The 21,080-nt window shown below is 67.9% G+C and carries 19 protein-coding genes; 13 read left to right on the top strand and 6 right to left on the bottom strand.

What is annotated here, in order from left to right; translation table 11 throughout:
* Nucleotides 1-7: 7 nt before the first annotated feature.
* The 8 genes from VGT00_04395 (at nucleotide 8) to VGT00_04360 (ending at nucleotide 8,929) form a co-directional block, all read left to right on the top strand.
* Nucleotides 8-2,338 (top strand): xanthine dehydrogenase family protein molybdopterin-binding subunit, encoded by a 2,331-nt coding sequence (locus tag VGT00_04395; protein ID HEV8530637.1) that lies wholly within the window; start codon nucleotides 8-10, stop codon nucleotides 2,336-2,338.
* 1 nt (nucleotide 2,339) lies between these two features.
* Entirely contained in the window at nucleotides 2,340-3,293 is a 954-nt protein-coding gene (locus tag VGT00_04390) for an SMP-30/gluconolactonase/LRE family protein (protein HEV8530636.1), read from the top strand.
* A gap of 28 nt (nucleotides 3,294-3,321) precedes the next feature.
* Nucleotides 3,322-4,077 (top strand): N-acyl homoserine lactonase family protein, encoded by a 756-nt coding sequence (locus VGT00_04385; protein HEV8530635.1) that lies wholly within the window; start codon nucleotides 3,322-3,324, stop codon nucleotides 4,075-4,077.
* A gap of 262 nt (nucleotides 4,078-4,339) precedes the next feature.
* A complete protein-coding gene (locus tag VGT00_04380; protein HEV8530634.1) occupies nucleotides 4,340-5,308 on the top strand; it encodes a D-2-hydroxyacid dehydrogenase in 969 nt (322 codons plus the stop codon).
* Nucleotides 5,309-5,318: 10 nt separating this feature from the next.
* Nucleotides 5,319-6,206, top strand: a complete 888-nt coding sequence (locus VGT00_04375) for an LLM class flavin-dependent oxidoreductase (GenBank protein ID HEV8530633.1) — start codon at nucleotides 5,319-5,321, stop codon at nucleotides 6,204-6,206.
* A gap of 31 nt (nucleotides 6,207-6,237) precedes the next feature.
* Nucleotides 6,238-6,798 carry a thiamine pyrophosphate-binding protein gene (locus tag VGT00_04370; GenBank protein HEV8530632.1) on the top strand — a complete coding sequence of 187 codons (561 nt, stop codon included), beginning with the start codon at nucleotides 6,238-6,240 and terminating at the stop codon, nucleotides 6,796-6,798.
* Between the two features lie 103 nt (nucleotides 6,799-6,901).
* A complete protein-coding gene (locus tag VGT00_04365; protein ID HEV8530631.1) occupies nucleotides 6,902-7,486 on the top strand; it encodes a thiamine pyrophosphate-dependent enzyme in 585 nt (194 codons plus the stop codon).
* A gap of 303 nt (nucleotides 7,487-7,789) precedes the next feature.
* A complete protein-coding gene (locus tag VGT00_04360) occupies nucleotides 7,790-8,929 on the top strand; it encodes an amidohydrolase family protein (GenBank protein ID HEV8530630.1) in 1,140 nt (379 codons plus the stop codon).
* Between the two features lie 119 nt (nucleotides 8,930-9,048).
* On the opposite strand, the gene VGT00_04355 is transcribed toward VGT00_04360, so the two are convergent.
* Nucleotides 9,049-9,996 carry a patatin-like phospholipase family protein gene (locus VGT00_04355; GenBank protein ID HEV8530629.1) on the bottom strand — a complete coding sequence of 316 codons (948 nt, stop codon included), beginning with the start codon at nucleotides 9,994-9,996 and terminating at the stop codon, nucleotides 9,049-9,051.
* Between the two features lie 115 nt (nucleotides 9,997-10,111).
* Between VGT00_04355 and VGT00_04350 the strand changes: the two genes are divergently transcribed.
* Nucleotides 10,112-10,441: a carboxymuconolactone decarboxylase family protein gene (locus tag VGT00_04350; GenBank protein ID HEV8530628.1), complete on the top strand. Its 330-nt coding sequence runs from the start codon at nucleotides 10,112-10,114 to the stop codon at nucleotides 10,439-10,441.
* Between the two features lie 38 nt (nucleotides 10,442-10,479).
* Here VGT00_04350 and VGT00_04345 read toward each other — a convergent pair whose 3' ends face one another.
* Nucleotides 10,480-10,674: a hypothetical protein gene (locus VGT00_04345; protein ID HEV8530627.1), complete on the bottom strand. Its 195-nt coding sequence runs from the start codon at nucleotides 10,672-10,674 to the stop codon at nucleotides 10,480-10,482.
* Between the two features lie 75 nt (nucleotides 10,675-10,749).
* Between VGT00_04345 and VGT00_04340 the strand changes: the two genes are divergently transcribed.
* Both VGT00_04340 and VGT00_04335 read left to right on the top strand, forming a co-directional pair.
* Nucleotides 10,750-12,207, top strand: coding sequence for a chlorohydrolase family protein (locus tag VGT00_04340; GenBank protein HEV8530626.1), 1,458 nt, complete (start codon nucleotides 10,750-10,752; stop codon nucleotides 12,205-12,207).
* Between the two features lie 26 nt (nucleotides 12,208-12,233).
* Nucleotides 12,234-13,319 (top strand): Ldh family oxidoreductase, encoded by a 1,086-nt coding sequence (locus VGT00_04335; protein HEV8530625.1) that lies wholly within the window; start codon nucleotides 12,234-12,236, stop codon nucleotides 13,317-13,319.
* Nucleotides 13,320-13,446: 127 nt separating this feature from the next.
* Here VGT00_04335 and VGT00_04330 read toward each other — a convergent pair whose 3' ends face one another.
* Genes VGT00_04330 through VGT00_04315 form a run of 4 tightly spaced genes read right to left on the bottom strand, consistent with a single transcriptional unit; the run spans nucleotide 13,447 to nucleotide 17,603 of the window.
* Nucleotides 13,447-14,493 (bottom strand): Gfo/Idh/MocA family oxidoreductase, encoded by a 1,047-nt coding sequence (locus VGT00_04330; protein ID HEV8530624.1) that lies wholly within the window; start codon nucleotides 14,491-14,493, stop codon nucleotides 13,447-13,449.
* A gap of 10 nt (nucleotides 14,494-14,503) precedes the next feature.
* Nucleotides 14,504-15,289, bottom strand: a complete 786-nt coding sequence (locus VGT00_04325; GenBank protein HEV8530623.1) for a substrate-binding domain-containing protein — start codon at nucleotides 15,287-15,289, stop codon at nucleotides 14,504-14,506.
* Between the two features lie 56 nt (nucleotides 15,290-15,345).
* Nucleotides 15,346-16,101 carry an SDR family oxidoreductase gene (locus VGT00_04320; protein ID HEV8530622.1) on the bottom strand — a complete coding sequence of 252 codons (756 nt, stop codon included), beginning with the start codon at nucleotides 16,099-16,101 and terminating at the stop codon, nucleotides 15,346-15,348.
* On the bottom strand, nucleotides 16,098-17,603 hold the full coding sequence (locus VGT00_04315; GenBank protein ID HEV8530621.1) for an amidohydrolase family protein: 1,506 nt from the start codon (nucleotides 17,601-17,603) through the stop codon (nucleotides 16,098-16,100). The genes VGT00_04320 and VGT00_04315 overlap by 4 nt, the downstream gene beginning before the upstream one ends.
* Nucleotides 17,604-17,767: 164 nt before the next feature.
* Here VGT00_04315 and ligD point away from each other — a divergent pair, with 164 nt between their 5' ends.
* On the top strand, nucleotides 17,768-20,446 hold the full coding sequence (ligD, locus tag VGT00_04310; protein ID HEV8530620.1) for a DNA ligase D: 2,679 nt from the start codon (nucleotides 17,768-17,770) through the stop codon (nucleotides 20,444-20,446).
* The gene (locus VGT00_04305; GenBank protein ID HEV8530619.1) at nucleotides 20,443-21,054 is read left to right on the top strand and encodes a hypothetical protein; all 612 of its coding nucleotides are present in this window, start codon (nucleotides 20,443-20,445) and stop codon (nucleotides 21,052-21,054) included. Before ligD ends, VGT00_04305 begins: the two co-directional genes overlap by 4 nt.
* Nucleotides 21,055-21,080 lie beyond the last annotated feature (26 nt).

Raw genomic sequence — 21,080 nt, 5'->3', positions numbered from 1 at the left:
CGCTTCGATGGCAAAGTTCGGCATCGGCCAGTCGGTGACACGCTTCGAGGACGTCCGCCTCCTCAAGGGCGAAGGTCGCTATCTCAACGACGTCAATCTTCCCGGTCAGGCTCACGCGATCGTCCTCCGCTCGCCGCACGCCCACGCGAGGATTCGCGTCATCGACGTGGATCGGGCGCTCAAGGCGCCGGGCGTCCTCGCCGTCTATACGGGCGCCGACGTCGAGCGCGACGGCCTCGGCACCATGAAGATGAACCTCCGCCGGAAGCGGCCCGACGGCGCGCCCATGTTCGCCCCGCCCCATCGCGGCCTCTCGCAGGAGCGCGTGCGCTATGTCGGCGATCCCATCGCCTTCGTGATCGCCGAGACCCTGGCCCAGGCCAAGGACGCCGCCGACCTCGTCCAGGTCGACTACGATCCCCTGCCCTCGGTCACTTCCACGGCCGCTGCGGGACCCGGGAGCGCGCCCGTGTGGGACGAGTGCCCCGACAACGTCAGCAACGTCTACGAGGCGGGGGACAAGGCCGCCGTGGAGGCCGCCTTCGCGCGCGCGGCGCACGTCGTCCGCCGCCGCTACGTCATCACCCGCGTGCACGCCCAGTACATGGAGCCGCGCGGGGCGCTGGGCGTCTACGATCCCGGCGAGGATCGCTACACCCTCTATGCGGATGTCCAGTATCCGCACCGCGTGCGCAACGCCCTGGCCAGCATGGTCTTCCAGATCCCCGAGCACCAGATCCGCGTCATCGCCGGCGACATCGGGGGGGGCTTCGGGACCAAGGGCTGGCAGTATCCCGAGCACCGGCTCGTCCTGTGGGCCGCGCGCAAGCTCCGCCGCCCCGTGAAGTGGGCCTGCGAGCGTCACGAAGCCATCCCGGCCGACGAGCACGCGCGCGACAACATCAGCGAGGCGGAGCTGGCCCTCGATGCCGAGGGACGCTTCCTCGCCCTGCGCGTGCGCACCACGGCCAATCTGGGCGCCTACATCTCGTCGGATCGGAACCTGCTCGCGAGCTTCTCCAACGTGGTCACCCTCGTGGGCGTCTACACCATCCCCGCCGCCCACGTGCAGGTCACGGGTGTCCTGACCAATTGCAATTCGACGGCGCCGTATCGAGGGGCGGGCCGCCCCGAAGCCATCTACGTCATCGAGCGGCTCATCGACGATGCCGCGCGCGAGCTGGGGCTGGACCGTCTGAAGCTTCGTCGCATCAACATCATCCCGGGCTCCGCCATGCCCTACCGCACATCATTCGGCGTCACGTACGACTGCGGCGAGTTCGAGAAGGGCATGGATCAGGCCCTCGCCCTGGCCGACGTGGCGGGCTTCCCGGCCCGGCGCGAGGAGTCGCGGCGCCGCGGCAAGCTGCGCGGGCTCGGCATCGTCAACGCCATCGAGCGCGCCGCCGCCCCGGGGCTCGAGTACGCGGAGATCCGCTTCAACCCGAGCGGAACGGCCATGATCCTCATGGGCTCCAAGAACCAGGGACAGGGCCACGAGACCATATTCAAGCAGATCGCCCACGAGAAGCTCGGCCTCGATCCGCACGAGGTCCGGTACATCGACGGCGACACCGACCGCGTGGCCTTCGGCATCGGCTCCATGGGCTCGCGCTCGACGGTGATCGGGGGCACCGCGCTCTCCATGGCCGCCGACAAGCTCATCACCAAGGGCCGGAAGATCGCCGCCCGCCTCCTGGAGGCGGCCGAGCCGGACATCGTGTTCGCCGACGGCCGCTTCGCCGTGAAGGGGACGGATCGCGCCGTCGTCCTCAAGGAGGTGGCCCGCGCCGCCTTCCAGCTCGACAAGCTTCCCGCCGGCGTGGAGCCCGGGTTCTACGAGACGGGAACGTTCTCGCCCCCGGCCGACACCTATCCCAACGGTTGCCACGTCTGCGAGGTCGAGATCGACACGGAGACGGGCGAGGTCGCCCTCGTCAAATATGCCGTGGTCGACGATGTCGGCACGGTCATCAACCCCCTGACCCTCAAAGGACAGATCCACGGCGGCATCGCCCAGGGCGTGGGCCAGGCCTTGATGGAGCAGGTCGTGTACGACCAGGAGTCGGGCCAGCTCCTCACCTCCTCGTTCATGGAGTACGGCATGCCGCGCGCCGACACCTTCTGCGACATCGCGGTGGCCAGCAACACGGTGCCGACCAAGCTCAACCCGCTGGGCGCCAAGGGCGCGGGCGAGGCGGGAACAGTCGGGGCGCTCCCGGTAGTCATGAACGCGGTCATGGACGCTCTCGCGACGGTGGGCGTCCGGGACTTCGACATGCCTGCGGCCAGCGACCGCGTGTGGCAGGCCATGCAGGCCGCGCGCGTCACCCGCTGACATGGCCCTGGGCCAGGGCCGCTGGGCGTCGAGCCCGGCGCCATACCCCGACTCCGCCATCGAGATCGTCGACCAGAGCTTCGCGAAATACCGGATCGGAAACGCGGCCGTCGAGCGTCTCGCCACCGGCTTCCGCTGGTCTGAAGGTCCGGTCTGGTTCGGGGACGGCCGCTACCTTCTCTGGAGCGACATCCCCAACAACCGCATCATGAAGTGGGAAGAGGAGACGGGCCAGGTCAGCGTTTTCCGCAAGCCGTCCAATTTCGCCAACGGCAATACACGTGACCGCCAGGGTCGGCTGGTCACCTGCGAGCACGACAGCCGGCGGGTCACGCGCACCGAATACGACGGCACCATCACCGTGGTCCTGGACCGCTTCCAGGGCAAACCGCTGAACTCCCCCAACGACGTCGTGGTCAAGTCGGACGACTCCATCTGGTTCACCGATCCGCCCTTCGGCATCCTCAGCAACTACGAAGGGCACACGGCCACGCCCGAGCTGCCCACCAACGTGTACCGCGTCGATAAGAACGGCCAGGCCACGGTGGTGACCGGAGATATTCCACGGCCCAACGGCCTCTGCTTCTCCCCCGACGAGAAGCTGCTCTACGTGGTGGTCAGCGGGGCGACCCCGCGAGAGATCCGCGTCTTCGACGTGGTGGACAACGGCACCAAGCTCGCCAATGGGCGCCCCTTCATCAATACGGGCACGGGCGTCCCGGACGGCTTCCGCTGCGACACCGAGGGCAATCTCTGGTGCGGCTTCGGCGGCGGCGAGGGGCAGGACGGCGTGGCCATCTTCAATCCCGAGGCCAAGCTGATCGGGCGCATCCTGCTTCCCGAGCGCTGCGCCAATCTCTGCTTCGGCGGCCCCAAGCGGAACCGGCTCTTCCTGGCGAGCAGCCAGTCTCTCTACTCCGTCTACGTCAATGCCCAGGGCGCCACCCTGAGCTGAGCCCGTCCAGCAGCACGAGAGGACACACATGTACGAGGTCTACGCCCTCAAGTACGGCGAGCGGGACACTACGGCCTGCCAGTTCTTCTACCGCGAGTCGTCGCACGCGCCGATCACCCTCCACTACTTCGTGTGGCTCATCCTGGGTGGCCCCCACCCGATCCTCGTGGACACGGGCTTCCTCGACGACGATGCCCAGGCCCGCGGCATCCGAAATTACATCACCCCGGCGGCAGCGGTCGAGCGCGCCGGCGTCAAGGCCGCCGACGTGCCGGTGTCGCTCATCACCCACCTCCACTACGACCACTGGGCCGGACACAGCCTCTTCCCGAGCGCCGAGTTCTGGATCCAGCGAGAGGAGGTGGCGTTCTGGACGGGGCGCTACGGGTCGATGCCGGCCTTCCGCGGGTCGGCCAACGTCAATGCCCTGGCCGGCCTGGTGACGCTCAACTACGCCAATCGCATCCGCATCCTCGACGGCGACCAGGACGTGCTGCCGGGGATTCGCGTCCATCGCGTGGGCGGCCACACCGCCGGCCTGCAGATCGTCACCGTCAAGACCGCGCGCGGCACCGTGGTCCTGACCTCCGATGCCTCCCACTTCTACCGCAACGTCGAGACGCGCCAGCCCGTGCAGATCATCACCAGCCTTCCCGAGATGCTCGAGGCCTTCGAGACCATCCACGCGCTGGCGGGGGCCGAGAAGCTCATCGTGGCCGGCCACGATCCCGAGGTCGCCGGCCGCTTCACCACGGTCGAGCCCGGCATCATCAAGATCGCCTAGTCGGCCGCTCAAAAAGGTCCAGATGCGAGGCGGCGCCCCGCAGTTCGAGTTGAGCGGCGGCCATTGGCCGACGCGAGACGAGGGCTGAGTTGATCCGCACGCGAGGCGTAGTTCTCACTCAGCCCTCGCCTCGTGGCTGCGCCTCTCAGCTCGAACTGCCACGTACGTTGAGCGTGCGATCGAGGGCGCCGCACTCCCGCAGATGGGCCTTTTTCAGCGGCCGTTGACCGAGCGAGGCGGGATCGCGTAATGTCGAGGCCCGATGCCCGCCAACCTCCTCATGCTGCCGCCCCAGACCAAGACGACGCACCAGTGGGCGGCGCGGCTCGCCCTCGAGGTGCCCGATGTCTCTGTCGTCGTTGCCGAGGACGCCGACAAGGCCGCCCAGGCCATCGCCGAGGCCGACTGCGCCTTCGGCACCCTGCCCCGCGCGCTCCTGCCCGCGGCCACGCGCCTCCGCTGGCTGCAGGCGCCCCAGGCGGCGCCGCCCGCGGGGTGGTATTACCCGGAGCTGATCGACCATCCGGTGGTCGTCACCAATTTCCGCGAGATCTATAACGACCATATCGCCGCGCACATCATGGCCTTCGTCCTGGCCTTTGCGCGCGGACTGCATCAGTACCTGCCCCGTCAGCTGAAGCAGGAGTGGCGCCCGGGGGCGCACGACACCGGCGTGATTCATCTGCCCGAGGCGACGGCGCTCATCGTCGGGGTGGGCGGGATAGGCGCGGAAGTGGCCCGGCTCGCCTCGGCCTTCGGGATGCGCGTGATCGGCGTGGACGCGCGCCGCCGAGACACGCCGCCGGGCGTGACGGCCCTCCACGGCGCCGACGCGCTCGACGCCCTGCTGCCGCAGGCCGACTTCGTGATCCTGACCGTCCCGCACACCCCCGCTACCGAAGGCTTCATGAACCGCGCGCGCTTCCAGCGGATGAAGCGCACCGCGTTCTTCATCAACATCGGACGCGGCATGACCACCCGCCTCGATGACCTCGTGGCCGCGCTCAAGGCCGGAGAGATCGCCGGGGCCGGGCTCGACGTCTTCGAACAGGAGCCGCTTCCCGCCACGCATCCCCTCTGGACGATGCCGGGAGTGCTGATCACGCCTCACACGGCGGGCTATGGTCCCTATCTCGACGACCGACGCTACGAGATCCTCCGTGACAATTGCCGGAGCTTCCTGGCCGGGCAGCCGCTGCGCAACGTGGTCGACAAATCCAGCTGGTTCTGAGGAGCCGTCCATGCCCATCCCCGTGGGTCTCAATGTCTGGTCGAGGCTGATGGAGGACACCTTTCCGTATCTCGACCAGACCGTCGGGCCCTTCGAATCGCTCTGGTTTCCCGATCACGTGCAGTACGGCGCTCACAAGGTCGCCGAGGGCTGGACGCTCCTCGCGTATGCCCTCGCCCGCTATCCCGACAAGATGTGCACCCACGAGGTGATCTGCAACAGCTTCCGCAATCCCGCGCACCTGGCCAAGATGGTGGCGACCGCTCATGCCCTCTCCGGAGGCCGCGTGGTCCTGGGCATCGGCGCCGGCTGGAACGAAGAGGAGTATCGCGCCTACGGCTGGCCCTTCCCGCCCACGCCCGTGCGCATCGCCCAGATGTGCGAGGCCATCGAGCTGATCCGGCTCATGTGGACGACCTCGCCCGCGAGCTACAAGGGCGAGCACTACCAGATCAGCGGCGCCTACTGCGAGCCCAGGCCCGATCCCCTCCCGCCCGTCGTGGTGGGCGGCCACGGCGAGAAGTATCTGCTGCGCGCCGTGGCCAAGCACGCGGACTGGTGGAACTACAGCTTCCGCGACGACGCGACGTACGCCCACAAGCAGGAGGTGCTCAAGACCCACTGCAAGGAAGTCGGCCGCGACTATGACGAGATCGTCCAGGTCCTCCGCGCGGGCATCCTGATCGCCGAGACGGAGGGCGAGGTGGAGCGACTCAAGACGCAGCCCCATATCCGGCCCATGCAGGACATCCGCCTCGCGGGCACGCCGGCCCAGGTCACCGACGCCCTCCTCGGCATCATCAAGCGCGGGGCCCGCCGGCTCACCGTGAACTTCGCCGACGCGCCACGCCCGGAAGGTACACGGCTCTTCGCGGCCGCCGTCTTACCGCATCTCTAGCCGGTACCGCAACGACTCGAAGGGGAGATCCATGGCCGAATCCATTCCCGCCCCGCTCATCATCGACACGCTGAAGGACACCTTCCGCGAGGCGCGCGCCGCCCTCGCTGCGGAAGTCGCCGAGCCCCCGCGCCACAGCCACCTCGGCTGGATCCTGAGCGTGCCGGACACCCACCAGAAATCGGTGCTCGCCGCGCTCGACAAGGAAGAGGCCATCCGCGTCGTCACCTGCGCCACGGAGGACGAGGCCACCACCATCGCGGCGGGGCTTCACATCGGCGGCGAGCCGGTAGTGCTCATGATCCAGCACGCGGGCCTCTATGCCTCCATCAACACGCTCCGGGGCGTGGCCATGGACGGCCGGGTGCCCGTCTTCTACATGATCGGGCTCCTGAGCCGCGAGAAGGACAAGGATCCGAAGGAGTCGCGCCACTCCATGGTCCGTTACTGCGAGCCGCTCCTCGATACCTTCGGAGTCCCGCATGCGCGGCTCGAGGGCCCCAACGACGTGCGCCTGATTCCCGAGTACTACCGGCTGAGCCGCCAGCGGCGCGGCCCCACCGCCGTCCTCGTCGGGCTGGAGACCATCTAATGAGGACACGATCCGAATCACCCACAATGGGTCAGGTAAATGTGGTGGGGGGGGTCTGGGGGAGGAGCGACGCCGCTCCCTCCCAGATCAAACTAAAATGGCTATGAAGCCAGAAGAAGTCCTGAGCCTCATCGCGGCTCAGCGCGGCACCGCCGTCTGCATCCCGACCATGACCACGGCGCCGGCCTGGCGCACCATCGCTCCCGATGATCTGTCCGCCACCTGCGCCGGTTTCATGGGCGGCGCGTCCTCTCTCGGCCTGGGGATTGCTCTGGCCCGGCCAGATCGGCGCGTCATCGTCTTCGATGGAGACGGCTCGCTCCTCATGCAGCTCGGATCGCTCGCCACGGTCGCGGGCGCCGCCCCGCGGAACCTCGTGCACCTCCTCTTCAAGAACGGCGTCTATCACACGTCGGGCGCTCAGGTCATCCCGGGCGGCCTCACCGTCGACTTCGTCATGATGGCCAAGGCCGCGGGCTATCGTCATGCCTCTGCCATCCGCGACATCGACGACTTCAAGCGACGGCTTCCCGAGCTGCTCAAGACGGAAGGTCCTGTCTTCGTCGAGCTTCACACGGGCCTTGCCGAGCAGACGCCGATGACCGCACGAGGCGGCACGCCGTTTCCCCAGCAAGTGGAAGAGCTTCGCGCGAAGCTCTTGAAGCCCCGAGCGCGCGCGACCTCGTAGCAGAACGTACGTTTCACGTGCCTTTCTTCATCCCTCTCCCCTCTGGGGAGAGGGTCAGGGTGAGGGGCTCGATCGATCACGCGTACCCTTTGCCCCCTCACCCTGCCCTCTCCCCCGAGGGGGGAGAGGGATCACGGAAAGCGCGCCCGCTCTGCCCCGGAATCGCATCGGTCAGACCCGCCGGTAACCCCTGCTCTACCGCTGGGAAGCGAAATCGCCGAGTCTGTGCTAGCGTGGGCGCATCCGGCCCTTTGAGCATCCCGGCGCGGCCGAGCGAGAGAGCCTTCACCGCGGAGGAGCGACATGAGCTACACGAGGATTTCCGCCGACTGCCACCTCGACCTTCCCTGGATGCCGCCGGATCTTTTCACCTCGAATGCTTCGGCGGCCCTCAAGGACCGCATGCCCTTCACGGCAGAAGGGCCGGACGGACCGTACTGGACCTGCAAGAACGGCACGTCTTTCGGCCTCGTCAACGGGGTGGGGCCGGCCGGCCAGAAATATGTGCCCGGCCAGCATCACCGGGTGGACGTCATGGCGGCCACCGGACTCTACGACGACGGCAAGAAGGGCATCCGGCGCGTGTCTGACCCCGCGCTGCGGGCCAAGGACATGGACCGCGACGGCGTCCAGGCCGAAGTGATGTACGGCATTCTCGGCGCGGCCACCCGCCTCCGCGATCACGAAGCGGCCACGGAGATGTTCCGCATCTACAACGACTGGCTCGTGGACTTCTGCCGCCACGATCCCGGCCGCTTCATCGGCCTGGCCTGCCTGCCCTACGGCGACATCGACGCCGCCGTGAAGGAGATCTACCGGGTGGCCAGGCTCGGCCTCCGCGGCGTGGAGCTCTCCTGCTCGTGGGACATGGAGCCGATGTGGCACCCCATCTGGGAGCCGCTCTGGCAGGCCGTCAACGACGTGGGCCTGCCCCTGCACTTCCACACCTTCCCCGCCCTCGATCCGAGCGTGCTCGACAAGGCGCAGGGCCGCGTCCGTCGGGCCGCCTTCTTCACCGTGGTGTCCGCCTTCCAGATGAACCTCGTCAACATCCTGGCCGCCATCATCGGCAGCGCCGTCCTCGAGCGCTATCCCCGGGTGCGCATCGCCTTCGGAGAGAGCGGTATCGGCTGGGTGCCCTACGCGCTCGACCGGATGGACTTCGAATGGGAGGACCGCTTCCACGACCTCGGCCTCAAGATGAAGCCGAGCGACTACTGGCGCCGCCAGTGCAAGGCCACCTTCCAGTTCGACCGCATCGGCACCAAGCTCATCGACGACATGGGTGTCGAATCGCTGATGTGGGGCTCGGACTATCCGCACGGTGACGGCGTGTGGCCGGAGTCGTCGAAATACATCGACGAGCAGTTCGGCCATCTGCCCGCCGAGCTGACTCACAAGATGACCTGCGAGAACGCGGGCAAGTTCTACGGGCTAATTTAGTTCGGAGGGGGCTCCGTCCCCCTTCCGAACCTCCCCCCAGAATCACATTGCGCCGGCGAAGCCGGCGCTCGAACGCGGAAGGTCCTCGCGCGCTGGGCTTCGGCAATCACGGCAGGTCCTCAGCGGCGGTCCCACGCTTCGAGGCAGGTGAGGGCGTCGGCGCGCCCGAGGGCGAGCAGACGCGTGATGGCCTCGGCGTCGAAGTCGAGGGGCCGGAGGAGGAGCGGCGACGAGGGCGCCAGGAGCTGGACGTCCACGGCCGGGTGCCGGAGCCTGGCCAGCTCGGTGTCTCGTCGGATCTGCTGGATCATCATGAGCTCGAAGCTCTCCTCGAGGGCCCTGCGCATCGTCGTGGGCTCCGCCCCGCGCTCCGTCGGCGCATAGCTCATCACCACCACCGCGCGACCCACGGAGGCATCCGCTTCGAGCGCTTCCAGGACCGGCGCGCGACCCGTCAGCCCGCCGTCCACGAGGAGGGTGCCGTCCACCTCCACGGGCGGGAAGAGTCCCGGGACGGCCGCGGCGGCCATGAGGGCATCCACGGTGACGGTTTGGTTGTCGAACACGCGCTTCTCGCGGCTGGCCAGGTCCGTGGCCGTCACGAGGAGACGCAGGGGGGACGCGCGAATGCGGTCGAAGTCGAGGGAGGTGGTGATCAGCTCACGAAGCGGGGCGGGATCGAAGAGCGAGCTGATCTCGTTGAGGGCAAAGAGGGTGAGCCAGCCCGGCAGGAAACCTGCGAAGAACACAGATGCGCGCAGCGTGTAGACCCGCTCGCGCTGGACGGTGCGCCACATCGTCTCCAGCCGATCAGCCCGGCCGCTGGCGACCATGGCGGCATTGAGCGCTCCCGCCGACGAGCCGGCCACCAGGCGGATCGGCAGCCCGCGCTCCACGAAGGCCGCGGCCACGCCGGCCTCGTAGGCGCCCTTGGCGCCTCCGCCCGAGAGCACCAGGACCATCGGCGCGTCGCGGGGAAGGCTGGACCGGGCGCACGCCGCGCCGGCGGGAGTCGGCATCAGCAAGGCGGCGAGGGCCACCACACCAGCAATTTTACGGCGCGTCATCACAATATCTCCCCGATGTCATCACGATTCCCGGTTCCTAGACGAGGGTATACCCGCGCACACCTGTCCCATGTCGGGCTGATTCTCACCCAGCGATTCAACGAGGGGGAACCGCATGAGCCACTATCACGACACCGATGACCTCAAGGTTCTCGGGGAGTTCAAGAAGCTCGCCCCCGCGGAATTCAAGGGTTTTGTCGAGCTGGATTCCATCGTGGGGCGGGACGACGGCAGCATTCCGCGCAAGTATCGCGAGCTGATCGCCCTCGCCGTCGCCTGCACCACCCAGTGCCCGTACTGCCTGGATGTCCACACGCGCAACGCCAAGCAGGCGGGGGCCACCCGCGAGCAGGTCACGGAGGCGGCCTTCATCGCCGCCGCCCTGCGCGCCGGCGCGGCGGTGACGCACGGGGCCCTCGCCCTCAAGCTCTTCGACAAAGCATAGAGGGGGGCGGGAGCCCGAGCTCCGCCCACGGGCTTGGCTCAGCCGAGGAGACCGATCTCCCGGGAGCGGGGCTCGAGGCGCGGGGAGACGCGCCCGGCCGTCACCTGCCCCGTGGTCATGCCGTCACTCCTCTCTGCGGTCGCCGCAGGTCCGCCAAGACTACCCACGCCCGCGTGGCCGGTCAAGAGCCGCACGGGCCCCGCCCGCTTTCGAGGCCAGGCCAGCCTCTCCATCTTGACATCACGGGCCCGGGTTGCTATCGACGGGGGGCCGGTTCCGCGGGTTCCCCTCTTCAGGGAGGTCAGGCCATGAGGACGCTCATCGAAGGCGGCTGGGTGGTCGCGTTCAACGGCAAGAGTCACGAGGTATACGAGCAGGGCAGCGTGGTCTTCGACGACGACCGCATCGTGCATGCCGGCGGATCGTACGCGGGCCCGGCCGACACCCGCCTCTCCGCGCGGGGCAAGCTCGTCTCGCCAGGCTTCATCAATACCCATGTCCACACGACCGGCAACGCGGGCGACTATCTCCTCCTCGACATGGCGAAGAACGACTACCGCACCTCGAACTACATGAGCTTCGCCGCGCCGCTGAAAGGCAAGATGACCCCGCCGCCGCCCGAGGCGGTGGCCGCCCTCCGCACCTTCGTCTTCCTCCACGCCCTCCGGCAAGGCACCACCACCATCATCGACGTGGGGGGCCAGCGCGGGGACTGGGAAGGGTACGTGCGTCTGATCGACGAGCTGGGCGTGCGCGTGTACGGCAGCCCGCCCTTCCGCGATCGCAACACCTTCACCGACGCCCAGGGCCGCCTCTATTACGACCATGACACCAATCTCGGCATGCAAGGACTGAAGGACGCCGTGGCCTTCATCCGCGAGTACGATGGCGCCGCGCAGGGGCGGCTTCGCGGCATGCTCAACCCGTCTCAGGTCGAGACGTGCAGCGAACCCTTGCTGCGCGCGTGCAAGGACGCCGCGCAGGAGCTGGACGTGCCCGTGCACACGCACGCGGGGGGCAACCTCGTGGAGTTCCAGCGGATCATGGACGAGTACCGCAAGACGCCCATCCAGTTCCTCGCCGATATCGGATTCCTCGACGATCGCGCCCTCATCGGCCACGCCGTCTTCACCACGGCGCATGCCTGGAGCCATTACCCGTTCGGAGACGACCTCCGCGTGCTCGCGGAGCGCGGCGCCACCGTGGGGCACTGTCCGTACAAGTACGCCAAGATGGCCATGATCCTGTGCTCCTTCCAGCGCTACCTCGATGCGGGGGTGAACCTCGCCATCGGTACCGACACCTTCCCCATGGACATGGTGGCGGAGCTACGCTGGGCGTCCATCCTGGCCAAGGTCGCCGACGCGAACTACCAGGCGGGCCAGCATCGCGACGTCTTCAATGCCGCCACCCTCGGAGGCTGCAAGTTCCTGCGCCGCGACGACCTCGGGCGCCTCGCTCCCGGCGCCAAGGCCGACATCCTCCTCATCAACCTCGACCATCTCGGCGCCCCCGTCTACGCCGATCCCATCAAGGCCCTGATCGACGCCGGGTCCGGGCGCGACGTGGACACGGTGATCGTGGACGGCAAGATCCTCGTCCAGGGCGGTCGCACCACCCGGATCGACGAGGACGAGGTGTATGCCAAGGCCCGCCAGGTGACCCAGCGCTTCTGGACCCACGTGCCCACCTGGCGCTGGGATGGCGCGTCCGTGGACCGGATCATCCCGCCCGCCTTTCCCATTCACGGCGCCGCCGCCAAATGAGCAGACCCCAGCTCGGGAGCCAAGCCATGCGAGTCCCCTCGGAACAGATCCGCCAGCAGCTCGTGTCCGTGTTTCGCGCCTGGGGCATGTCCCCGCCGCATGCCGACACCACGGCGGAGATGATGGTGGAGACCGACCTGCGCGGCGTCGATTCTCACGGCATCTCGATGCTGCCCAGCTACGACCAGGAATTCCGCCGGGGCCGCCTCAACATGCACCCGGTGTTCAAGACGGTGCGCGACGGAGCGGCCATGGCCCTCATCGACGCGGACGCTTCGCTCGGCCATCCCATTTCCGTGCACGCCATGAACCTCGCCGTCGACAAGTGCCTCGTCACCGGGGTGGCCGTGGTGTCGGTGTTCAACTCCCACCACTTCGGCGCCGCCGGCTGCTACTCGAAGATCGCGGCCGATCGTGGCGTCATCGGCATGGTCACCGCGTCCACCCGGGGCGTGACCCTGGTGCCGACATTCGCTGCGGAGCCCATCATGGGCACGAACCCGCTCGCCTTCGCGGCGCCGGCCCGGCGCAATCCGCCCTTTCAGCTCGACATGGCCACGACCACGGTGGCGGCGGGAAAGGTCAAGGTCTACAAGCTCAACCACAAGTCGCTGCCCCCGGGCTGGGTGGTCGACGCGAGCGGCCAGGCAGTGACGGACCCCGTGGAGGCATTCAGCCATGTCTTCGAAAAGCCGGAGGGCGGTATCACGCCTCTCGGCGGCACGCGTGACCTGGGCGGTCACAAGGGCTACGGCCTGGCCGTCCTCGTGCACATACTCGGCGGAGCGCTCTCCGGCGCCTCGTTCTCGCCGATTCGCAAGCGCACGCAGCGAGAATCGGATCCCCACAATATCGGCCACTTCTTCATGGCCATCAATCCGCGGGCTTTCCGCGCGGAGGGCGAGTTCGAGCGGGATCTCGACGAGGTGATCGACGTGCTGCACGACGCCAAGCGGGCCGATCCGGACCAGCCCGTGCTCGTGGCAGGCGACCCGGAGATGGCCACGCGGAAGGAGCGGCTTCAGAACGGGGTGCCCGTCCCCGACGACCTGATGGAGCAGCTCAGATCAGTGGCGAAGAGCGCGGACGTCCCCTTCCTCCTCGCTCCTTAGCCTGGGTCATTCGCGAGACAACGCCACCCCTCACCCCACCCTCACCCACCCTCTCCCTCTCCGAGGGAGAGGGATTCATTTTGATCCCTCGCCCCCAGAGGGGGAGAGGGCAGGGTGAGGGGTGATTCTAGAGGTCGGCGACGTTCTCGGTCTTGCCGGAGGCAACGCTCCGAGCCACGGCGTCGGTGAACTCCATGTAGCGCACGCCGTCCTCGAAGTTGGTGCGCGAGATCTTCTCGCGGCCACGGATGGCGTTGACGAACTCCTCCTCGACGCGCCAGCCGATCCGCTTCTCCTTGGGAATGGGGATCTCCCGCAGCTCCTTGTCGCCGCGCCGCCCGCCGGACACGCGCTTGGCGTCCGCCTCGAGCCGCAGCGTCCCCTCGCTGCCGAAGATCCACACCTCGGACTGCGGCCCGAACGCCGTGACCGCGCTGAAGCGAAGGTGGGCGACGCCGCCGCCCCGGAGGGCTCCCAGGATGTCTATGTGATCGGCCACCTTGACATCCTGCAGGGCGCCTTTGGCGTCGCGCCGTCGTGGCACGGCGATCTTGGTCATGGCCGTCACGCGCTGGAGCGGACCCAGCCAGCGCATCATCGCTTCGTACCAGATGCCCATGTTGAGGACATTGTTTCCGCTGAGCGACACGTCTTGGCGCCAGTGCAGCGGCTCCTCGCGCTCGACGAAACGGCCGCCCTGGGTGGTCTGCAGCTCGACGGCGAGCACCTCACCGACATACCCCTCGCCCAGCAGGGACTGCAGAGTCGAGTCGACCTCGAGGGTGGGGGGCGAGGGCACGAGCTGGGTGATCAGGTGGGGCGCCCGTCGCGAGGCCTCGAGCATGCGCCGCCCCTCGGCGGCATTCATGGCCATGCGCGCCTCGCAGAGGACGTGCTTGCCCTGCTCGAGGGCGGCCAGGGTGATCTCACAGTGCATGTAGGGCCAGGTACCGATGCAGACCGCGTCGATGTCCTTGGCCCCCACCACCTCCCGCCAGTCCCCGTGGACCCGGCCGATGCCGAACTCGCTGGCCACGCGCTCGCCCGATTCCTTGCTGCGATTGGCCACGGACACCAGCTCGACGCCAGGCTGCGCCTTGAGCTTCGGAATGTGGTGGAGCTTGGTGTTCTTGCCGGCTCCCACGAACCCCACGCGTATCGGTCGATCGGTCATGATTCGGTCCTCACTCGCGGTAGTCGAGACCCGCAACGACGAATTTTTGCTTGAAGGAGGGTCTGGTCACGAACGCGATGAAAGAACGCGCCGTCTCGGGGGTGGCCGCCCGTGTGGAAATGGCGGCGGAATAGGTGGTGATCTTCTGAAGCTCCCTCGGCAGCGGCCCCACGAGCGTCACGCCCTTCACGGGGAGGATCTCGCTGATCTGATGCACGCAGAGCTCGGCCTGGCCCTTCACGATCGCCTCCGCCGCGTAGCCGCCCGGCCAGAGCACCGTCTTGTCCTTCACCGCATCGGCAATGCCCAGGCGCTGGAGGACCCCGGCGAAGTGAATCCCGCTGGTGGCGCCGCGGCCCGGATCCGTGTACACGAGCGACTTCGCGGCCAGCACCGTCTGCTTGAACGCCTCTACCGTCGAGATGTCGGGAAGGGGGGCGCCCTCGCGTACCGCGACCCCGATGGCCGTCCGGGCCAAGTCGGCCCGCGTGTCCGCCACCACGAGCCGCTTCGCCGCGAGCTGCTCCAGCACGGTGTCGGTGACGATGACCACATCCGCAGAATCGCCCGCCTCGACTTTCTGCCTCAGCTCGCCCGCCGTCCCCGGCGTGATGGTGACCGTGTGGCCCGTCTCCTGTCGGAATGTCTCCGCGAGCTCCGTCACGATACCCTTCACGGCACCAGCGCTCAGCACCTTGATCTCCGCGGCCTGGGCCGAAGTTGTCCAGGTCCACATCCCCAGCCCGGCGATGGCGAGGGCCAGCCACCGGCTCGTAGGCGAAGCTTTCCGTCTCATCGCGCCTCCTGGTCGTCCGCGCTCGGACGAGCTGATGTCACTAGCCCCAACTGCTGCTATCCAATGATCCGCCCCCCCATCACGCGGATCTCGTCCCCGGTGATATAGGCCGAGGCATCCGAGGCGAGAAACACGCAGGCGTCGGCAATCTCCTCGGGCCGCCCCAGCCGCCCCAGCGGGATTTGCTTGAGCTGCTCCGGCGCCCCCGGCGGCGTCGGATACCACTCGGCATAGCGCCGCTCGGTGTCCATGGTGCCCGGGATGACCACATTGGCGCGAATGCCGAACGGCCCCAGCTCGGCGGCGAGGGCCCGCACGAAGCCGAGCATTCCCGTCTTGGCCGCGGTCACCGCGGCGGTGTTCGGCCGACCGGTCAGGCTCGACTGCCCGCCGATCGCGATGATGCTGCCCCGCCTCCGCTCCTTCATGCCCGGTATGACGGCGCGCGCGAGGTAGAAGGCGGAGTGGAGATTGACGCCCATCACGTGATGCCAGTCCTCGAGCGAGGTCTCCGCCATGGACTTGTGGGGCCGGATGGCCGCATTGCACACGAGAATGTCGATGGCCCCCAGCTCCGCCAGCCCCTCCTTCACCATGAGGTCCACGGCCGCGGCATCGGCGATGTCGCCGAGGGCGGGGACGGCACGCACCCCGGCCTTGCGGCACTCCTCGGCCACCGCTTCCAGCTCGTCCCGGTTCACCCGCGTGTTGACGATGAGATCCGCGCCCTCGGCGGCGAAGGCCAGCGCGATGGCGCGGCCGATGTTGCGGCTGGCCCCCGTGATGAAGGCCGTCTTCCCGCCGAGCTTCATGCCGAGAGGCGCGAGGGAAGGACATACCCGTAGCGCAGGTTGCTGCGGGTCCCGCCCTCCTTCTCGTACTCGCTCTTCAAGGCCGAGAGACGGTCGGTAGCCAGAGCGGCCCGCTTCTCGTACTTGTAGAGTCGGGCATTGGTCTCGCCCAGGATGGCGCTCTTGACGGGTCCGTCGGCCGCTCCCAGGGGCTTGAATCCGTGCTTCTTCTGCATGTCCTCGGGGATCTCCAGACGCCGGAGCGCCTCGATCTGCCACTGAGGCGAGCCGGTCCAGATGGCGTCCGAGCCCCACACGACGCGGTCCGCGCCCAGCCCGCGCACGAGCTGTCCCATCATGGCCGCGGCGACCCGCGGGTCGGCAATGGTGCTCTGGGCGAAGATCTGGCCGAGGTCGCCGTAGACGTTGGTCACGCCGAACTTCGATGGGATCTCGGCGAGGTCGGTCACCCACTCGATGCGTCCGGTCTGCTCGAACTGGGCCCAGGCCGCTTCGACCTTTCCCCCGCCCGCGAATCGATAGGCCGAGTGATAGATGATGAAGTTGAGCTGCGGCCAGTCCTTGGCCGCCTTGCCCACGTCCCGGACGTCCGAGTAGGCGAGGAGGTGTGGAAATTGCTGCTCGACGGACGGCGGGAAGAGCCCCTTGTGGACACAGACGTTCACCAAACCCGCCTTGAGGAACTTCTCGTAGGCCTTGTAAGTGACCTTGGTGTCGTCCATGCGCCACGGATACTGGCTGAGCTTCTTGTTCGTGTTGTCGCCGATGGTATAGCCCTTGAACGAGTCAGGCTTCAGGTCGCTGATCGCCCGGTCGATCGCTTCCAGCCAGCCGGGCTGCCCCGGGGTGAAGATGGCATGGCTCAGCATCCGGCGGGACCCCGCCTCCCGGTTCACCCGCGCGCGCGCCTCCGCCTTCATCTCGTTGGTGAGGAACCAGTCTTGCGCGATGTCCGACGGCGCCCCCGAGATCAGCGCGACCTTGGTGTCGCTATCGAGAAAGACCTCCTTGTAGTAGTTCGCGAACTTCAGGTCCTCGATCGTCTGCTCCTTGCCGGACAGCGCGGGATTCCATCCCGCCTTCCCCACGGCCTGGCGCTGCATGACGAAGGTCTGGATGCGCGTGTCATCGCGCAGGAAATGCGTGTGGCAGTCCATCACGAACTGGCCCTTAAGCGAATCCGCCCGCTCGGCGGCCATGGCGCGGTCGACGGCCTCGGCCCGGCTCACCCCGTAGAGCGGGCCGTAGACCTCGTTCATGGCGAGGAACGCCGTGGCCATGCCGGAGGCAGTGGCGAGGAAGTGCCGGCGGGACATCCCATGCTTCTTCGCCAGCTCGCCCCCCCAGTCCTTGATCCGCGTCTCCACGCGGCGTTGCTTGTCGGTCTGGGGCGCCGGCATGAACTCATCGCTGGAGACGCTCTGGGTGGGAATCGGGCCGGGAAAGGATGCCGTCTCCGCCCCCCGCAATGCCTTCCGCTCGCGGTCGCTGAGTAATCTCATGACTTCCCCTCCTCGTCGCCAGCTTCAGTTGGTCCGGCCTATCGCCTTCAGAAGATCGACCCTCGGCGGAGATACTGCTCCGGCAACAGCGGCCGCGTCAAGCCGCTCCGGAAGCTCTGGGGCTTCCGGTAGACGGAGAGGGCCACCCGTGGAAAGATGAACCCATGGGATTGCGCGAGTATCGTCGAAAGCGCAACTTCAAGAAAACTCCAGAACCCTCGGGCAAAGCCGCGCCCCGGCGTCGCAAGGGCGAGCTCCTCTTCGTCGTCCAGAAGCACGCGGCGAGCCGGCTGCACTACGATTTCCGGCTCGAGCTCGACGGAGTGCTGAAGAGCTGGGCGGTGCCCAAAGGGCCGAGCCTGGACCCCGCCGACAAGCGCCTCGCCATGCACGTGGAGGACCACCCGCTCGAATACGGCAGCTTCGAGGGCATCATCCCGAAAGGCGAGTACGGAGGCGGGACGGTGCTCCTGTGGGATCGCGGCACCTGGGAGCCCGTCGGCGATCCTCACCAGGCCTACCGGGCCGGCAACCTCAAGTTCGTTCTCAAGGGCGAAAAGCTCCGCGGGGGCTGGGCGCTCGTGAGGATCCGAGGCGGGCGTCGTGGCGACGACAGCGGACGGAGCTGGCTCCTGATAAAGGAGCGCGATGCCGAGGCGCGCTCCGGGCGCTCGGCCAACGTCGTCGAGCTCAAACCCAAGAGCGTGCTCACGGGGAGAACGCTGGAGGAAATTGCCGCCGCCGAGGACCGCGTGTGGCACTCCGATGGGGACGGCGGCAAGAAGACCGCCACCCCGCGGAAGCCGCCGGCCGCGCCTCGCCCGGCCCCGGCGCGCCGGAGCCGCGGTCACGCGCCCGTCTCGGTCGCCGACGTGCCCGGAGCCCGCCACGCGGCGCTTCCGAAGTTCGTTCCACCCCAGCTCGCCACTCTCGTGAGCCAGGCCCCGAGCGGAGATGCCTGGCTCCACGAGATGAAATACGACGGCTATCGCATTCTCGCCCGGCTCGATCATGGGCGCGTCAGGCTTCTGAGCCGCAACGGGCGCGACTGGACCGAGAAGTTCCCCAGCATTGCCGAGGCGGTGGGGCATCTTCTCGCCGAGCGGGCGATGCTCGACGGCGAGATCGCGGTGCTCCACCCCGACGGCACCACCAGCTTTCAGGCCCTGCAGAATTTCCTCTCGGGCACGGGTCGCGGCCAGCTCGTCTACATGGTCTTCGATCTTCTGCACCTGAATGGCTGGGATCTCACGGGGGCCCGGCTCGAAGAGCGCAAGGCGGTGCTCGAGCGTCTGCTCGCGTCGGGCAACGGCAAGTCAGGGTCGGTGCGATACAGCGATCACGTGGCCGGCGACGGGCCGGATTTCTTCACGCATGCCTGCCGGCTCGGGCTCGAAGGCGTGGTCGCGAAGCGACGGGATGCGCAATACCGGAGCACGCGAGGCGCGGACTGGCTCAAGATCAAGTGCGTCAAGCGGCAGGAAGTGGTGATCGGCGGCTATACCGACCCGGAAGGCTCGCGCATCGGGATCGGCGCTCTCCTCGTCGGCGTCTACGAGGACGGGCGCCTCGTCTATGCTGGCAAGGTGGGAACCGGCTTCGACCAGAAGACCCTCCGTGCGCTCAAGAAGCGACTGGCGCCTCTCGAGCAGAAGGCGTGCCCGTTCGCCACGAATCCGACCGGCGTCGGGCGGCCGCACTGGGTCAAGCCCGAGCTGGTGGCCGAGGTGAGCTTCAGCGAGTGGACGGCCGATGGCAAGATGCGCCATCCGTCCTTCCAAGGTCTGCGCGAGGACAAGCCGGCGACCTCGGTGGTGCGAGAGCTTCCAGTGCGCGTGGAGGAGGTGGTCGAGATGCCGACCTCGTCGACGAAAACGGCCAAGGGAAAGAATCGCCAGAGCCCGACCCCCGCATCCGTGAAAGGACCCGGCGAGGCCGTGGTCGCCGGCGTCCGGCTCACCCACGCCGACCGCGTCCTCTATCCAGCTCCGAAGACGACGAAGCGCGACCTCGCGCTCTTCTACGAATCGATCGCCGACTGGATCCTGCCGCATCTCGCGGGCAGGCCGACCGCGCTCGTGCGCTGCCCCGAGGGCGTCGCCAAGGAATGCTTCTATCAGAAGCACGTCGGCACCTGGGCACCCGAGAGTCTGCGACGAGTCAAGATCCGGGAGAGAACGAAGATCGGCGAGTACCTGGTCGTCGATTCGCTCGCCGCCCTCATCGGGCTGGTCCAGATCGGCATCCTCGAGATCCACACGTGGAACTCGGTGGTGGAGCGGCTCGAGCAGCCGGACCGCCTCGTCTTCGACCTCGATCCGGGCCCCGGAGTCACCTGGAAGCGCGTGGTCGAGGGCGCCCGGCTCATCCGCGAGCGGCTCCTCGCGCTTCACCTCGAGAGCTTCGTCAAGACCACGGGGGGCAAGGGTTTGCACGTGGTGGCGCCCCTCTCACCTGGGCCGACCTGGGACGAGGGCGCCGCCTTTGCCCGAACGCTGGCCCAGGGCATCGCCAGAGAGGACCCGCGCGGCTACGTCGCGCACATGGCGAAGAGCGTGCGCCAGGGCAAGATCTTCATCGACTACCTGAGGAATGTCCGGGGAGCGACCAGCGTGGCCGCCTACTCCACGCGCGCCAAGCCCTCGGCACCCGTTTCCGTACCGCTGGGCTGGGAGGAGCTCTCGCCCGCGATCACTTCCGACCACTACACGATCGTGAACCTGCCGCGACGTCTGGCCGGCCTCAAGGTGGACCCGTGGGCGCGCTACTGGACGATACGGCAGAAGCTACCGAAGGTAGGAGCTCTCGAGGCCAGGCCAGTGGCCGCGGCCAGGCGGGCGTGAGCCGCATCTTCCTGCTCTCCCCCGCCCACTGTGGCGGAGAGCGTGCCCTGCTCATGCTGAGCGCGCGCGCTCGGTTCGATCTGGCCATGCGCGTCCGTAGCGTGGCCGGGGCACCTCTCGGTGAGGTCTTCTCCTTCCTGAGCGGGCTCTATTTCCGGGGCAAGCTCACCTACGCAGAGGCCTTCGCGAGCCCGCCCCCCGGGCTGCCCGGCGTCTACGTGATCACTCCCACCGACGGGCTCGAGCCCCCGGAGACGCGCGTCGACGTCAAACGACTGCGGCGGTTCGCCAGCGTGGACATTCACGTGGACGACCCCCGGTATCGTCGTCCGCTCTTGCAAAAGGCGCGTCGTCTCGCCGACGCCCTTGGGCCCGGCGGCGAGGTCGTCTTGCTGGGCAGCATCGCCACGGGCAAGTACCTCGATCCGCTCCTCGAAGTCCTCGGCGAGCGTCTGCGCTTCCCGCCGGCCTTCGTGGGCCGCGGCGATATGAGCCGCGGCGGACTCCTCCTGCGCCAGGCCAGGGCCCGGATCGAGCTCGACTACATTCCCGTGAGGGGTGCCCCGCGCCGCGGGGCCCGTCCACCCCGTCTCTTGCCGGTCCGCTGACCTCCCTCCGAGCATGCTAGTGTAGC

The organism is Candidatus Methylomirabilota bacterium (assembly GCA_036002485.1).
Taxonomy (GTDB): domain Bacteria; phylum Methylomirabilota; class Methylomirabilia; order Rokubacteriales; family CSP1-6; genus AR37.
This window is presented reverse-complemented; position numbering and strand designations above follow the sequence as displayed.

Excerpts from the sequence above, each read along its gene's own strand:
- VGT00_04395 (HEV8530637.1), top strand. The coding sequence starts at position 8 with ATGGCAAAGTTCGGCATCGGCCAGTCGGTGACACGCTTCGAGGACGTC.
- VGT00_04390 (HEV8530636.1), top strand. The coding sequence starts at position 2,340 with ATGGCCCTGGGCCAGGGCCGCTGGGCGTCGAGCCCGGCGCCATACCCC.
- VGT00_04385 (HEV8530635.1), top strand. The coding sequence starts at position 3,322 with ATGTACGAGGTCTACGCCCTCAAGTACGGCGAGCGGGACACTACGGCC.
- VGT00_04380 (HEV8530634.1), top strand. The coding sequence starts at position 4,340 with ATGCCCGCCAACCTCCTCATGCTGCCGCCCCAGACCAAGACGACGCAC.
- VGT00_04375 (HEV8530633.1), top strand. The coding sequence starts at position 5,319 with ATGCCCATCCCCGTGGGTCTCAATGTCTGGTCGAGGCTGATGGAGGAC.
- VGT00_04370 (HEV8530632.1), top strand. The coding sequence starts at position 6,238 with ATGGCCGAATCCATTCCCGCCCCGCTCATCATCGACACGCTGAAGGAC.
- VGT00_04365 (HEV8530631.1), top strand. The coding sequence starts at position 6,902 with ATGAAGCCAGAAGAAGTCCTGAGCCTCATCGCGGCTCAGCGCGGCACC.
- VGT00_04360 (HEV8530630.1), top strand. The coding sequence starts at position 7,790 with ATGAGCTACACGAGGATTTCCGCCGACTGCCACCTCGACCTTCCCTGG.
- VGT00_04355 (HEV8530629.1), bottom strand. The coding sequence starts at position 9,996 with ATGACGCGCCGTAAAATTGCTGGTGTGGTGGCCCTCGCCGCCTTGCTG.
- VGT00_04350 (HEV8530628.1), top strand. The coding sequence starts at position 10,112 with ATGAGCCACTATCACGACACCGATGACCTCAAGGTTCTCGGGGAGTTC.
- VGT00_04345 (HEV8530627.1), bottom strand. The coding sequence starts at position 10,674 with ATGGAGAGGCTGGCCTGGCCTCGAAAGCGGGCGGGGCCCGTGCGGCTC.
- VGT00_04340 (HEV8530626.1), top strand. The coding sequence starts at position 10,750 with ATGAGGACGCTCATCGAAGGCGGCTGGGTGGTCGCGTTCAACGGCAAG.
- VGT00_04335 (HEV8530625.1), top strand. The coding sequence starts at position 12,234 with ATGCGAGTCCCCTCGGAACAGATCCGCCAGCAGCTCGTGTCCGTGTTT.
- VGT00_04330 (HEV8530624.1), bottom strand. The coding sequence starts at position 14,493 with ATGACCGATCGACCGATACGCGTGGGGTTCGTGGGAGCCGGCAAGAAC.
- VGT00_04325 (HEV8530623.1), bottom strand. The coding sequence starts at position 15,289 with ATGAGACGGAAAGCTTCGCCTACGAGCCGGTGGCTGGCCCTCGCCATC.
- VGT00_04320 (HEV8530622.1), bottom strand. The coding sequence starts at position 16,101 with ATGAAGCTCGGCGGGAAGACGGCCTTCATCACGGGGGCCAGCCGCAAC.
- VGT00_04315 (HEV8530621.1), bottom strand. The coding sequence starts at position 17,603 with ATGAGATTACTCAGCGACCGCGAGCGGAAGGCATTGCGGGGGGCGGAG.
- ligD (HEV8530620.1), top strand. The coding sequence starts at position 17,768 with ATGGGATTGCGCGAGTATCGTCGAAAGCGCAACTTCAAGAAAACTCCA.